The 14,157-nt window shown below is 33.8% G+C and carries 18 protein-coding genes and 1 pseudogene; 13 read left to right on the top strand and 6 right to left on the bottom strand.

Annotated elements, in window-relative coordinates:
- Positions 1-93: 93 nt before the first annotated feature.
- Positions 94-600 (top strand): acyl-CoA thioesterase, encoded by a 507-nt coding sequence (locus tag ACVWY7_RS07510; RefSeq protein WP_000141167.1) that lies wholly within the window; start codon positions 94-96, stop codon positions 598-600.
- A 126-nt stretch (positions 601-726) separates the two neighbouring features.
- On the opposite strand, the gene ACVWY7_RS07505 is transcribed toward ACVWY7_RS07510, so the two are convergent.
- The gene (locus ACVWY7_RS07505) at positions 727-813 is read right to left on the bottom strand and encodes a YjcZ family sporulation protein (protein ID WP_000505094.1); all 87 of its coding nucleotides are present in this window, start codon (positions 811-813) and stop codon (positions 727-729) included.
- Positions 814-973: 160 nt separating this feature from the next.
- Between ACVWY7_RS07505 and cls the strand changes: the two genes are divergently transcribed.
- The 4 genes from cls (at position 974) to ACVWY7_RS07485 (ending at position 3,735) form a co-directional block, all read left to right on the top strand.
- A complete protein-coding gene (gene cls / locus ACVWY7_RS07500; protein ID WP_456523729.1) occupies positions 974-2,158 on the top strand; it encodes a cardiolipin synthase in 1,185 nt (394 codons plus the stop codon).
- Between the two features lie 30 nt (positions 2,159-2,188).
- Positions 2,189-2,647 carry a spore coat protein gene (locus ACVWY7_RS07495; protein ID WP_000340551.1) on the top strand — a complete coding sequence of 153 codons (459 nt, stop codon included), beginning with the start codon at positions 2,189-2,191 and terminating at the stop codon, positions 2,645-2,647.
- Positions 2,648-2,833: 186 nt separating this feature from the next.
- Positions 2,834-3,013 (top strand): hypothetical protein, encoded by a 180-nt coding sequence (locus tag ACVWY7_RS07490; protein WP_001045968.1) that lies wholly within the window; start codon positions 2,834-2,836, stop codon positions 3,011-3,013.
- A gap of 101 nt (positions 3,014-3,114) precedes the next feature.
- Complete coding sequence (locus tag ACVWY7_RS07485; protein WP_000861621.1) at positions 3,115-3,735, top strand: NAD(P)-dependent oxidoreductase; 621 nt, start codon at positions 3,115-3,117, stop codon at positions 3,733-3,735.
- 24 nt (positions 3,736-3,759) lie between these two features.
- On the opposite strand, the gene ACVWY7_RS07480 is transcribed toward ACVWY7_RS07485, so the two are convergent.
- The 3 genes from ACVWY7_RS07480 to ACVWY7_RS07470 all read right to left on the bottom strand — a co-directional run bounded on the left by ACVWY7_RS07480 (position 3,760) and on the right by ACVWY7_RS07470 (position 6,629).
- The gene (locus ACVWY7_RS07480; RefSeq protein ID WP_000215658.1) at positions 3,760-4,242 is read right to left on the bottom strand and encodes a DUF456 domain-containing protein; all 483 of its coding nucleotides are present in this window, start codon (positions 4,240-4,242) and stop codon (positions 3,760-3,762) included.
- A 1-nt stretch (position 4,243) separates the two neighbouring features.
- Positions 4,244-5,551 carry a hemolysin family protein gene (locus tag ACVWY7_RS07475; RefSeq protein WP_000353732.1) on the bottom strand — a complete coding sequence of 436 codons (1,308 nt, stop codon included), beginning with the start codon at positions 5,549-5,551 and terminating at the stop codon, positions 4,244-4,246.
- A 208-nt stretch (positions 5,552-5,759) separates the two neighbouring features.
- Entirely contained in the window at positions 5,760-6,629 is an 870-nt protein-coding gene (locus ACVWY7_RS07470; protein ID WP_000055291.1) for a hypothetical protein, read from the bottom strand.
- Positions 6,630-6,885: 256 nt separating this feature from the next.
- Here ACVWY7_RS07470 and cbpA point away from each other — a divergent pair, with 256 nt between their 5' ends.
- The 5 genes and pseudogenes from cbpA to ACVWY7_RS07445 all read left to right on the top strand — a co-directional run bounded on the left by cbpA (position 6,886) and on the right by ACVWY7_RS07445 (position 10,844).
- The gene (gene cbpA, locus ACVWY7_RS07465) at positions 6,886-7,533 is read left to right on the top strand and encodes a cyclic di-AMP binding protein CbpA (protein ID WP_001220509.1); all 648 of its coding nucleotides are present in this window, start codon (positions 6,886-6,888) and stop codon (positions 7,531-7,533) included.
- Positions 7,534-7,970: 437 nt separating this feature from the next.
- Entirely contained in the window at positions 7,971-9,308 is a 1,338-nt protein-coding gene (gene brnQ4, locus ACVWY7_RS07460; RefSeq protein WP_073523118.1) for a branched-chain amino acid transport system II carrier protein BrnQ4, read from the top strand.
- A 241-nt stretch (positions 9,309-9,549) separates the two neighbouring features.
- A pseudogene (locus ACVWY7_RS07455) lies at positions 9,550-9,720 on the top strand (IS200/IS605 family accessory protein TnpB-related protein); the annotation flags it as partial.
- Positions 9,721-9,969: 249 nt separating this feature from the next.
- Positions 9,970-10,299, top strand: coding sequence for a chaperone CsaA (gene csaA, locus ACVWY7_RS07450; RefSeq protein WP_001263037.1), 330 nt, complete (start codon positions 9,970-9,972; stop codon positions 10,297-10,299).
- A gap of 17 nt (positions 10,300-10,316) precedes the next feature.
- Complete coding sequence (locus ACVWY7_RS07445) at positions 10,317-10,844, top strand: DUF1572 domain-containing protein (protein ID WP_000351070.1); 528 nt, start codon at positions 10,317-10,319, stop codon at positions 10,842-10,844.
- Here ACVWY7_RS07445 and ACVWY7_RS07440 read toward each other — a convergent pair.
- On the bottom strand, positions 10,817-11,122 hold the full coding sequence (locus ACVWY7_RS07440; protein WP_033682220.1) for a hypothetical protein: 306 nt from the start codon (positions 11,120-11,122) through the stop codon (positions 10,817-10,819). The genes ACVWY7_RS07445 and ACVWY7_RS07440 overlap by 28 nt on opposite strands.
- A gap of 4 nt (positions 11,123-11,126) precedes the next feature.
- Positions 11,127-11,423, bottom strand: a complete 297-nt coding sequence (locus ACVWY7_RS07435) for a hypothetical protein (protein WP_000770748.1) — start codon at positions 11,421-11,423, stop codon at positions 11,127-11,129.
- A gap of 88 nt (positions 11,424-11,511) precedes the next feature.
- Between ACVWY7_RS07435 and spoIIP the strand changes: the two genes are divergently transcribed.
- The 3 genes from spoIIP (at position 11,512) to ACVWY7_RS07420 (ending at position 14,139) form a co-directional block, all read left to right on the top strand.
- A complete protein-coding gene (gene spoIIP, locus ACVWY7_RS07430) occupies positions 11,512-12,666 on the top strand; it encodes a stage II sporulation protein SpoIIP (protein WP_001079288.1) in 1,155 nt (384 codons plus the stop codon).
- Between the two features lie 223 nt (positions 12,667-12,889).
- Complete coding sequence (locus ACVWY7_RS07425; RefSeq protein ID WP_000617599.1) at positions 12,890-13,387, top strand: GNAT family N-acetyltransferase; 498 nt, start codon at positions 12,890-12,892, stop codon at positions 13,385-13,387.
- A gap of 11 nt (positions 13,388-13,398) precedes the next feature.
- Complete coding sequence (locus tag ACVWY7_RS07420; protein ID WP_072192268.1) at positions 13,399-14,139, top strand: M15 family metallopeptidase; 741 nt, start codon at positions 13,399-13,401, stop codon at positions 14,137-14,139.
- The last annotated feature ends 18 nt before the right edge of the window (positions 14,140-14,157 follow it).

Raw genomic sequence — 14,157 nt, 5'->3', positions numbered from 1 at the left:
ACTCTTGCCAAACTTCTTTGCTCTAGCCGAATTTTGTGGTGGGATTCTTATTGTCTACAAATAGCGGGTTAAATAATCAAAGAGGTGATAACAATGACTGAAGTAAAGGGAAAAACAGCAAATGAATCCAGAGTGTTTAAAACGAGCCGAGTATTTCCGACAGATTTAAATGATCACAATACGCTATTTGGTGGAAAGATATTAGCCGAGATGGATATGGTTGCTTCTATTTCAGCAACGAGGCATGCAAGAAAAGAATGTGTCACAGCCTCTATGGATTGGGTGGATTTCTTACATCCAGTTCGCTCTTCAGATTGTGTTAGTTATGAATCCTTCGTAATTTGGACGGGTAGAACTTCTATGGAAGTATTTGTGAAGGTAGTAGCGGAAGATTTAATTTCAGGTGAGAAGCGTATCGCAGCAACGTCTTTTGTTACTTTTGTTGCACTGAGTAAGGAAAATAATCCAGTTCCTGTGCCGCGAGTAATCCCTGAAACAGAAGAAGAGAAAGAATTACATCGCATTGCAGTGTTGCGTGCAGAACAACGTCATATACGTAAGGCAGAGAGTAAGAAAGTAGCTACATTACTAACTTTTTGAGTTGAATATTTAGTCGTTAATGGTATTATAACAGACCGAAATGTTTTTCATATGAAAAGCGGACACCTAAAAGTAGGTGTCCGCTTTTATAGTTTTTTCATCCACATATCATGTGACAGTAACTACTTAGCAGAAGCAAGCAGCACCGACGATGATTAAGAGGATAAATAATACGACTAATAGCGCGAATCCATTACCATGTGCGAAGCCCATTGTTATTTCCTCCTTTTATTTTAAGATACAACATACAATATGCAAATGAGCTATCGTTTGATATGGACATATATCATGCAATGACATATTTTCTTGAATGATATTGTATTAAAAAAGGGAAGATATAGAAATAACAGTAAGTGGAGAAAGGAAAATATCCATGAAACACTTTTTCGTTGTAATCCTTTGTTTAATAGGTGTATTCATTTGGATGAACATCGATGTGGAAATGGGGAAAAAAATGGCTAGTGAATATGAATTAGGACAAGTTAGATTGGGTGAATTTCAACTGTATACGAACGGTGAAGAATTATATACGAAATTATTTGATGATATACGCAATGCAGAAAAGTACATATATATCCATTTTTATATTGTAGGTAAAGACGAAATAAGCAAAGAGTTTTTGCAGTTGCTCGAGAAAAAGGCATCGGTTGGAGTAGAAGTGAAATTGTCAGTCGATCGAATAGGTGGATATCAGCTGAAGAAAAAGATAATTCGTCAACTAAAAAGCAATGGTGTCCAGTTTACATTTAGTAAAAAACCTAAACTGAAACATATATTCTACTCGTTGCATCAACGGAACCATAGACGCATTGTTACGATAGATGGAAAAGTATCATACGTCGGCGGCTTTAACATTGGAAAGGAATACCTTGGACAAAATCCGAAATTTGGTCCGTGGCGTGATTATCATGTACGAGTCAAGGGGAATGGTGCCACGGATATGGAAAGAAAATTCTCTGCTGACTGGAAAGAAGATACGGGAGAAAAAATGCCTGTACATGAAAGTTTACCTGCAATAGGGAATGTAAAGTATCAATATTTATTTTCAGACGGAAAAGGTTTATGGGAAAAATATGGAGCGCTTATAAAGCAGGCTAAAACGTCTTTAATTATTGCTACACCATATTTTGTACCAAGTAAAGAAATGATAAAAGCGTTAAAAGATACATTAAACCGCGGTGTCAATGTGAAAATTCTCGTACCATTTAAAAGTGATGCAGTATTGTTAAAACAAGCTGCCTATCCGTATTTGAAAGACATGTTACATGCTGGAGCAGAGATTTATCAATATCAGAATGGTTTTTTTCATGGGAAAGTAACAATCATTGATGGGGAAATTGTTGATATTGGTACCGCAAACTTTGATAATAGAAGTTTTTATTTAAATATGGAATCCAATTGTGTTATCTATGATAAGGGAGTAACAGCGGACGTATGGAGTCGATTAAAAGAAGACTTTCATAAATCAAAAAGATTTTCGGAAGAAGATTTTGAGAAAATTAGTAAATGGGATTGGTTTTTAGCAAGAATAGCAAATGTTATAGCATCATATTTATAGCATATAGACAAAAAGAAGGGAGGCACTTTCATGGATTGTATGAAAGAATTAATGAGGTATAGTTATATGCTTATATATAAGGTTGGGGAGTATACAGGAGAGGTAAGAGACGGAGAATTAAAGGAGCTATTACAGCATCATTTACCATATATGTTACAAGCATATAATGAACAAGTGAATTTTCAAGAAGGAGAGAATGTACAGCATATAACTTGTGAACCGATCGCATTTCATTTTCATGAAATGGAGAAGGAAACCGATAGTAAATATACAGGAGATATGTATATTGCAACTTGTTATATTTCGCATTTAAAACGGTTAGCGTTAAAGTTTGCTCAAGTGGCAGTTGAAGTTGCAAATCCAGAATTCCGCTCGTTTTTAGAAAACTGTTTCCTGAAAATGAATCGATATGCCTATAGTGTATGGCAATATGTCGTCAAGAAAGAGTATAAGATTAAACATGTATATGAAAATGAGAAATTTGCATAAGAAACTAAGGCGGAAAGATAGGCGCCTTAGTTTTTTATTTTTCGTGGAGAAAAATGATTTAGTCTATATATTTATTATCAGAAAATTTACAAAGATTTACTGTTTATTTACTATTTATCAATCTCTACTTTAAAAACAGAGAGTAATATAAGGTTGTACATATTCTATCACAAGGAGGAAACGCAAATGAACAAATGGGTTAAATCATTAACTGCTATGGCACTTGCAAGTTCTTTATTAATGGTAGGTTGTAGTAAAGGTGAGGATAAGAATAAAGAAGAGGATACAACAACACAACAAGAGGACAAAAAGGATAAAGAAACAAGTGGAACTGAGAAGTCTACGGATTCTAAAGAAAAGAAATAATGTAATAATAGAGCTTCCTCTTATATATGAGGAAGCTTTTTTGTTGTAAATTGATTGAGATTATTGAAAAATAGAGAAAGAATGAAAGAGGGGGAAAACAAATGAAAGTATGTATATTGGGAGCAACAGGGAGAGTAGGTTCAAACATAATAAAATTAGCATTAAAGGATTCAGCTGAAGTGACTGCATTAGCGCGTGATTTAAATAGAATAGAAATACATCATGAAAGGTTACGAGTTATAGAAGGGAATGTATTGAACGAAAATGATATAAAGAAAGCCATAGAAGGAAGTGATATAGTAATTAGTGCACTTGGAACGGATCAAAATGGGACGTTAGCGAAGAGTATGCCACAAATTATAAAGAAAATGGAAGAAGAAGGCGTTCATAAAATCATTACAATAGGAACAGCTGGTATTTTACAAGCAAGAACAAATCTAAATTTATATCGTTTCCAATCAACGGAATCAAAAAGGAAGTCAACAACAGCAGCAGAAGATCATTTAGCTGCATACGAGGCACTTAATAATAGTAATCTATGTTGGACCGTCGTTTGTCCGACGCATTTAATTGACGGTGATGTGACAGGGGTATATCGAACTGAAAAAGATGTATTACCAGAAGGAGGAGCAAAAATAACAGTTGGTGATACAGCGCAATTTACATGGAATCTGTGTAGTGAAAACAAATATGAGAATAGTCGAGTAGGTATTTCATATTAAAAAACCATCCCGCAATTGGGATGGTTAAAAGATAATATAACAAACAAATATGATAATCATAATGATTTGGAGAATGGCTTTCGCTACTGTACTGCTTAAAAAACCAACTACAGTAGCAACTCCTACTAGAAAAGCGTCTTTTGGCGCTTTTTTATGCATTAATTCGGTTATAAATACCGCTAAAAACGGTATGATAATAAGTCCGAATGGTGGGAAGAAGAAAGATCCGGCAATGATCGAAATCATTCCGACACGTTCGCCCCATTTAGAACTCCCGTATTTCTTTAAGAAATATCCATTTGCAATAAAATCAGCAACGAAAATGAATAGTGTGAAAATAGCTTGAATAATCCAAAAAGAAATCGTTAGTTCTCCGCCATTTATACCAAAATGGTAAATGAAATATCCAGCCCAGACAGCTAAGATGCCTGGGATAATAGGATAAATAAAAGCTAGAAATGAAATAATGAAACAGGCAATGATACAGATTGTTAAGAAAACAGTCACTTTATAACTCCTTTTTTATATCTAATTTATGTACAGCAATTTTTTTCACTTGATGTCCATCAAGTTCTAATGCCTTAAATTGAAAACCGGCATATTCGATGGAGTAGCCAGCTTCAATATTTACGTCAACTGCTTGCGATAATAGCCAGCCTCCAATTGTATCTAAGTCGCTCTCATCAATATGTAAGCCAAACATATCATTTACTTCAGAAATAAGTACTTTTCCATCTAGAACAGTAAGTTTAGGCGTACGTTTTTCAATCATAGGTGATTCATCTGCATCAAACTCATCTTGAATTTCTCCAATGATTTCTTCAAGAATATCTTCCATTGTTAAAAGTCCAGCAGTACCACCATATTCATCCATAACGATTGCCATCTGAACGCGATTCTTTTGTAGATGTACCAGTGTTTTACGAATTGGAACAGTTTCAAATACAGTTAGTAATGGATGTATGTAAGATTCAAGTGGCTTATGAATGCCTTTCGTTTGATCGTGAAATACTTCTTTCGTATTGATCATACCGATAATATCATCTTTATCTTTTTCGATGATAGGATAGCGTGTATACTTTTCAGTTGCGACGATATCCATATTTTCTTCTAACGTATTTTCAGTAGATAAGCAAATCATTTCTGTACGAGGAACCATAATTTCTTTCGCAACTCGGTCGTCAAATTCAAAAATATTATTTACATATTTATATTCGGTTTGATTGATTTCGCCGCTTTTGAAACTTTCACCTAAAATGAGTCGTAGTTCTTCTTCAGAATGGGCAAGTTCATTTTCTTTCGCAGGTTCTAAACCGAGTAGTTTTGTGAAAAAGATAGCAGTACTATTAAGTAACCAAATGAATGGGTACATAATTTTATCAAATAAAATAAGTGGTCGTGCAAACTTAAGTGTAATCGCTTCTGCTTTTTGAATTGCGAATGACTTTGGAACTAATTCACCTAATACAACATGGAAAAATGTAATCACACTAAAAGCAATAATAAAGGATAAAGTATTTGCCATTGTTCCAGTAATATTAACCTTCTCAAAGAGCGGTCGTAGTAAATGTTCCACAGTCGGTTCACCAAGCCAACCAAGCCCTAAAGAAGTAATCGTAATCCCGAGCTGACAAGCTGATAAATAAACATCTAAATTAGATATGACACTTCTTGCAGCTAAGGCTTGTTTATTTCCTTCGTTTGCAAGCTGGTCAATTCGACTTTTTCGTACTTTTACAACAGCAAATTCTGATGCAACGAAAAAGCCGGAAATAAGGATAAGAACAAAGATGAGAAAAATATTTAATATGTCCAAGTGTATTCTCTATTCCGTCGTTTGGAATAAAGATGTCACCTCCTGCAATTATGTTATACTTTTATAATAAATCCAAATGAAAAGAATAGTCAAAGAAAAAGGGTAAATATTGGTATGTTTCTGCAATGGTTTTTGAATTTGCTGTTATTTTGTCCGCTATACAAAAGGAATAACCCCCTACTTTCAGATTCTAGAGGGTTATTTCAAATTAAGGTTTTGGAATACTTCTCGTTAAAGTGTATGATTGTTGTTTAAAGTAGTTTGTCGTCCATAGTGTTTGAAGGAATGAGAGTATGCAATACGGGATATATAAAAGCAATAAGCTAATTGTAACAATAATAGGGGCATTTCCGCCGAATTGAACGATGAATTGCAATAGTCCACTTGTGTGAAAAACGCATTCCATAAAAACGAATGAGAGAATGATGGAACCTAAAATAGATTTATGATTCGAAGTAAGTGCTAAAAACAATGTATCTACAAGGAAAGAAGATTGTTTTATTTCATATTCATTTGTATTACTTAAGAAAGGAAGCCATTTTTTTATTGCTTGCATAACGATAATCATGGAAGTACTACAAACGATAATAAAAGATGAGTAATAAGGAAGCTTCATAAATTTTGTGATGTATAGGAGTAATAATAAGACTGAGCATTGTAATAATACAGTACATAAAGAGTAAGGTATCCATCTTAATAAAGAAGTGAACTTTTTAACCGATTGAGGTGCTTTAAAAAATAAATGGCCGATTCCTAAGCTGATGAAGAATCCGATCGCAAGAGTAAAGGTAAAACGTACAATCGATAAAAAATATATCTCCCATATGTAAGGGAATAACGGTGTTGATTGATTAGCAGTGTGAACCACCTCATTTGCTGAGAATAAGATAGATTCGTGCATCCAATCAATCGTTGGAATTGTCATCGAAGAAAGTTGTGCGAAGTTATGGAAAATGCTTATAAATCCGGTTATGTATGAGTATTTATGTGTAATGAATAAAGCTGGAATAGGACTAATGATAAATATAATGAGAACACCAACGATAAATTTACATATATGTGAGCGCAATAAAGACATGTAACCACCTACTCTTAGAATATTCAGAAAATTCTTATTCTTATTTTAGCTTTTTTCGTTGTAAGTTACAATATATTTTCTTAAAGAAGTTTAGAGAGAATATTTCATATTGTAGGAGATATCAGTGAATGAAACGTGAATAAATTATGACAAGAAAATGAAAAGTTTTCAGAAAAGTAAAATAAATTATTTATTTTTTTCTGAAAATATAATATAGTTATGGCACAGAAAGTATTTTAACATAAGGAGGCTGTTTATGAGGATTAAAGGGAATTATGTGCCGAAAAGAGAAGTTTTATTTTGTTCAAGTTCAATTACAATAGGGGAAGCACTGGAGCATTTAAATAAAACTGGCTATCGTTGTGTACCAGTTTTAGATGAAAAAAAAGAGAAGTATTTAGGGAATATATATAAAGTAGATATTTTAGAATATAAAGGTTCGCTGGAAGAAAGTGTATTACAATTATTAAATGATAAAGAAGGATATGTCAGAGAAGATTCTTCGTTCTTTAAAGTATTTTTTACAATAAAAAAGTTACCTTATTTATCAGTAGTTGATGAAAAAGGAGTCTTTCTTGGGATTTTAACGCATAAAAAAGTTTTTGAGTTATTAGAAGACGCTTGGGGCGTTCATTCTAGTAAATATTCTGTCATGATTGGGACACAGGATTATAATGGCGCAATTCAAAAATTATCGACAGTATTAAAAAAATATACAGGTATCCAAAGTTTAATGACTTTTGATAATGATGCCTTATTAGTTCGTAGAATTATGTTTACATTAGGAGAAGAGTTTAACGATGGTGAATTAGAGGTGTTATTGAAAGATTTAGAAGATCACGGATTTAGAGTTGTGTATGTGGAAGAGATGAAAAATCCACGTGAAGTTGAAACGATAGAGTAACATAACAAAATCCGTCTAATTATGTTAGACGGATTTTGTTATGTTACGTGTATAAAATTATTTGAAAATAATGATAGCGTAATAGGTGAGATTGTAACAATATTTGTGCAAAAGAATGAAAAATGTAGATAATTTTGATTTTCAAAAAAATCAATTTGAAAATATGTTTTTATTTTTCAACTAAATATGTTACTATATGTGTGATAAAAACAAAGAGGTCTGACAACTATACTCCACATAATAACACTCTAATGAGTTAAATATTCAAAAAAATCAAAAATTAATAATTAGAGTAAGAATAAGGGGAATGGAGAAATTATGGAGAAAGACACTGCTTTGTAAGGGGCATATTTTATCATCTTGAGCAGAGAGGAGGATGCATAGCATATTGTGAAAATAGAGATAAACAATGAAAAAGTGCTATGCAAATGAAAAGCATGAAGGGACGTTTAAGGCCAGGTGATACGGTAGCAATTGGTTTAATGTTATTTGCACTATTTTTAGGAGCAGGAAATTTAATTTTCCCACCAGTTTTAGGGCAACAAGCTGGAGAGAATGTTTGGGTTGCTACAATTGGATTCCTTGTAACGGGAGTCGGATTACCCCTATTAGCTGTTACAGCTGTCGCGTTTGTAGAGGGGGACTTGAAAGCGCTATCTTCTAGAGTTCACCCTATATTTGCATTTGTTTTCCCGTTAATTAGTTATTTAGCGATTGGACCATTTTTCGCGATTCCGCGTACTGGAGCCGTTTCATTTGAAATGGGTATGAAGCCATTTTTATCAGAGGCATTGGTTTCAGAGTGGTACATGCTATTTCTTTTTACGATAATTTTCTTCGGAATAACGTGGTATTTATCTTTAAATCCATCTAAATTAGTGGATTGGTTCGGGAAATTTCTTACACCAGTATTAGTATTGATTGTTGCTGTTATTGTCGGAAAGGCAATTATTGATCCAATTGGAGAACCAGCTGCGCCGCTAGCGGCATACAAAGAAAATGCTTTCTTTGGTGGGTTTATTCAAGGATATTTAACGATGGATGCAATTAGCGCGCTTGTATTTGGAATTGTCGTTGTACAAGTTATCCGCTCTAAAGGAATAAAAGAGAGTAATCAAATTGCAAAAATAACAGTAATATCAGGTATTATTGCTGTCCTTGGTTTAACATTAATCTATTTATCACTTGCTTATCTTGGTTCAACAAGTACATCACTTGGGATATCAGAGAATGGTGGACTTATTTTAACGAATGTTGTAAATGAGTTATATGGAACAGGTGGTAAAATTTTATTAGGGCTTGTTATTATACTTGCTTGTTTAACAACTTCTGTTGGATTAACATCAGCTTGTGCTGGATTCTTTACAAACTTATTCCCGAAACTCTCGCATAAAACGATTGTAACAATGGTATGTGTTTTTAGTTTAATTGTATCTAACTTAGGTTTAACACAATTAATTGCAGTTACTTTACCAGTGTTAATGATCATTTATCCAGTTGCAATCGTATTAATCATACTTTCTTACTTCCATAAATGGATTGGGAAGCGTAATACCATTTATATTGGAGCTATTTTAGGTGCGTTGTTAATTAGTTTCTTTAACGGTTTAGAAAGTGCGAACATTAAAATTGACGCGATTTCTAACGTGTTACAAATGTTACCATTATATAAAGAAGGAATAGGATGGTTAATCCCATCATGTATCGGCGGCATTCTCGGTTTCTTCTTCTATAAATCAAATGAATCAAGTGAATTACAAAAGAAAGGTGCTTAGGCGCCTTTCTTTTTTTAAAGGGGATTTTTATATTTTGTCTAAGTAATAATTGGGAGGAAATAAGAGTAAATAAAAATTTGTAAATAAATATAAAAAAATATAATTTAAGGTTGTTTATTTTATGGAATTCAACACGTAATATTTTTAGGTGATGAAAATGAAAAATTATATTTCAATTGAGAAAGCTACAAACATATTAGGAAAAACACAACAAACTTTACGGAATTGGGATAAAGAAGGTATTCTTGTTGCTTCTATGGAAGAAAGTAAAAAGAATACGAATACGAAAAAAGTATATAAAAAATGGTTACAAACAATTCAAACGTGGAAAGAACATCATAATTGGAAATTGTGGAGCATTCTTCACAAAACTGTTTATATGAGCAATCAACAATTCGTATTTAAAATTTAAATGAGAAGGGGGGGACTGGTTTCGTTCTTATAACCTCTTGCATACTACTGACTTGGATGAATGGTAGTATGCAAAAACAGACCGATCCTAACAGGAACCTGCCGTCACTCTTTCACAATAGGTGGATGAAAAGGTTACAACCCTTACGGATAGGAAAAAAGGTGAGATTCCTTTTCGGTAGTTGGCATTTGACTTGGTTCGCCAACAATGTATAGATTTTTATAAGAATTTCAAACCAGGAATGATAAAATGGCTAATTTTGAAGATTTTTTAACTTTGGATGTAAGAATTGGAACTGTAACACACGCAGAGGAATTTAAAGAAGCGAGAGTTCCAGCGATTAAACTAGAAATTGATTTTGGGGAACTTGGGATAAAGCAGTCAAGTGCTCAAATTACGAAGAGATATAATCCGGAAGATTTAATTGGTCAGCAAATCGTTGCTGTTGTAAATTTTCCGCCAAAACGTGTAGCTGGATTTAAATCAGAAGTGCTTGTTTTAGGAGGAGTACCTGAAGCTGGTGATGTTGTATTACTGCAGCCTAATATGGAATTACCAAATGGAACAAAAATTAGTTAGTGTAAAGGCGGGAGAACATGGATATTGGACAAGAATATTTACAATGTGCCATTTCAAATTTTAAAGCAACAAAGAAGCAAGGAGAAAGGGTGCTTTCTCAATTATCATATGAACAAATCGAATGGTCTAATCATGAAGAAACAAATAGCATAGCAATCATAATTAAGCATCTACACGGTAATATGCGTTCTAGATGGACGGATTTTCTAACATCTGACGGTGAAAAAATAAATCGTAACCGAGATGCTGAATTTGAAGGTGGTTATTCTTCTAAGGAAGAGGTACTCGCAGCATGGAATGAAGGATGGGAATATGTTTTTAAAACGATGAATGTGTTAACGCCGGAACATTTAATACAGACGGTATATATTCGCGGTGAAGCACATACTGTCATACAAGCAATTGAAAGACAAATTTCTCATTATGCTTTGCATATTGGACAAATGATTTACATCGGTAAAATGTTAAAAGAAAATGAGTGGGAATGTTTAAGTATTCCTAGAGGAAAGTCTAACTTTCATTTAGAGAAAAAACGTTCAACATAATAATATGAAAGAAACCGATATAAAATGGGAAGTAAGAAAATAAGCCAAATGAAAGATGGCTCTGCAGTCATAAGAATGCTACCAACAATCAGCCCATATATAATAAGAAAGAAATTAATAAGTGTATTCACAGGGATAAATCGTGAGATGAAAACTTGCTGTCGTTTAAAACAATCAATATGAAATACATAAAAGCGGAAGTACCATGTGGTAGTAATAAGATCTTTCTTTCGCGTAATTCTTTTTTTGCAGGTATGACAGATGAATGGTGGTCGCATTTCATTACACTCCATTTTTTATATTTGTAATAGTGTAAGATAAAAGTAAGTATAAAGTGTATATCCCTATATATGCTCCTGAAATAAGAAAAAATGGATTTAGTAAAATTCCATGAATGCTTGTCATAAAAACTAAATCTTGCATTAAAACATCATATATATGAATAGAAATAATTGTACCGAGTACATAAAGTGCGAAGTACGCTGAAATATGTAACACAACGCGGACTGTAGAATGCTTAGCGAGCCAATAAAAAATAAATGATAATACAATGGGTAATGTTCCTATTAGTAGCTTCAATTCATTTCACCTCATTAACAATATAGCCGGAATTTAGACGGTCTATTCTCTAGAGCTTGTACATAACTTGAAATAGAGAGGTGATAGTATGAATCGAGGCTTTTTTTATGTGAAGTTCACGAGTGTTCGTAAGTTAGTATTATTTATTATTGCTACAGTACTAGCGACTTTTTTTCTTATTAGTATGATGGTAACCTCTATGAAAGAGACAAAGTCAACGTATTTATATAATTGGTTAAATGAGTTATCGATGAATGGTTACATGTACGTTCTTGGGAAAGAGAATCATTATTTTACACAGGAATATCGAAATTTAAATCAAGATTTTTCAATATCTTCGTTTCTCTTTTCTATGGCTACAAATATTCGTTTTAACGATGTACGCAGTTTTGTCGGCAAAGAGCTACCTGGTTTCGGTAAGTACGATACAGAAATTGTTATTGCGGGTGAAGGAACAAATTATTCTAACTTGCCTATAGAGTCGAGCGTTCCACTTGAAGAAGTAGTAAAAGAACGGACTGGAGAAGGTGGACAGGCTCCAAAGCCGGATACGAATAAAGAGAAAAAGCAACCAGCTCAAACGACAGGAAAACGACAAGTTGCATTTATTTATCATTCGCATAGTTGGGAATCTTATTTGCCGTTATTGAATTTAACAAATGATCCAAATCCGAATAAAGCAACAAGTTCCGTCACGAATATTTCAATAGTCGGTGACCGATTTCGTGAACAATTAGCAAATGAAGGGATCGGAGCAACTAACGACAAGACTGATGTTGGTCAAAAGTTGATTAGTAAAGGGTTAAATAGTAATAGTTCTTATAAAATGTCACGGGAAATTGTACAAGAAGCAATGACTGGTAATAAGGAATTGCAGTACTTTTTTGACTTACATCGTGATAGTGCTCGGAAAAATGTAACGACAAAATCAATTGGAGATAAATCATATGCAAAGCTTGCTTTCGTAATAGGGAAAGGTAATAAAAATTATGAAAAGAATTTACAATTAGCAACGGCTTTACATGAGACAATTAATAAGAAGTATCCAGGAGTTAGCCGCGGTGTCATTCAAAAAGGGTTCCAAACAGGCAATGGAGTCTATAATCAAGATCTGTCAGGGCAAGCAATATTAATTGAAGTTGGTGGCGTAGATAATACAGAGGAAGAACTAAATCGATCGATTGATGTACTTGCTAAAGCGTTTGGGGAATATTTCTGGCAGGCAGAAAAGGTGAATGGATAAAGTGAAACATAAATTAGTGGGAGTCTGAAAAACGTAAGTGTAATACTTACGTTTTTTCTTTGTAATGATGAGACGTCACAAAATAGACATAATTTTCCGTTGTTATAGTGATATCGAAATTTGTCAAATTATACTGGGAGATTTACAAAGGGATTTTCGAGAAAGTAGAGAAAATCTTTTTACAAGGAAAGCTTTTTATTATGAAACTGGTAGGGTGATTGAAGTGATTAGAGAGATCCAAATAGAAGATGCAGCATCATTTTTGCAATTAAGTAAGCAATTAGATGAAGAAACGAAATTTATGTTATACGAACCAGGAGAAAGAAAATTTACAGCCGAGCAACAAGAACAAATGATTCATCGCTTTATAGAAAATAAATATACAACAATATTCGTAGCAGTTGAAGAAGAGAGAATAGTAGGATTTATTTTAGTGAATGGAAATAATATTCAAAGAAAGCGACATGTAGCAAGTATTGTAATTGGTATTTTGCAAGAGTATAGCGGGCGAGGTATTGGGACTAGATTGTTTAAAGAGGTCGAAAAGTGGGCAAGATTACAAGATGTATGGCGTTTAGAATTAACGGTAATGGCCCACAATACAAGAGCTCAGGCACTATATAAAAAAGCTGGATTTGAGAAAGAAGGTGTCAAAAGAGCTTCTCTTATTATCGATGGAAAGAACATTGATGAGTATGAAATGGCCAAATTATTAAAATAAGAGGTCGTTATATGAAAAAAAGATGGATACTACTTGGTATCGTAGCGATGATACTCATTGTTGGAGTAGCAGGAATCAATTATAAAATGTATAAGGATAAGCAGGCGCGCGAGGTAAATGTAAATAACATATTTCCGAAAGCGAAAGAAACGATTGCGAATATGGATGGGGATATTGCGGTAATTAGTAATCCGAATTCGATGCTTGTGCTTGTGAATAAAAATAGGCGTTTACCAGATGGGTATAAACCGCCAGATTTAGTTATTCCGAAAGTGCGCTACTCAAGTGAAGGTGATCAAGAAAAGAAAAAAATGAGGAAAGAGGCAGCCGGTGCGCTTGAGGAAATGTTTCAGCAAGCGGATAAGGAGCGTGTTTTCTTATTTGCAGTTTCTGGATTTAGATCTTTTGATCGACAAAAAGCGTTAAATACAATGTATAAAAAACAAGATGGAGAAGCAAAAACAGCAATGTCGAGTGCAGTTCCTGGAACGAGTGAACATCAAACGGGGCTTGCTATGGATATTACATCGCAATCTGCTAAGTTTCAGTTAGAGACAATTTTTGGTGAAACGAAAGAAGGGCAGTGGCTTTCTGAAAATGCCCATAAATTTGGTTTTGTCATTCGATATACGAAAGAGAAGGAGTCGCTTACTGGTTATCGATATGAACCATGGCATGTGAGGTATGTGGGGAATCCACAAGCTACATATTTATATGAAAATCAACTCACGCTTGAAGAAGTAGCAGAGTGAAAAATTGAGGGGAGAGAA

Source organism: Bacillus sp. TE9106W (genome assembly GCF_054062215.1).
Note: the sequence above shows the minus strand (reverse complement) of the source record. Positions and strands in the feature narration are given on the sequence as shown.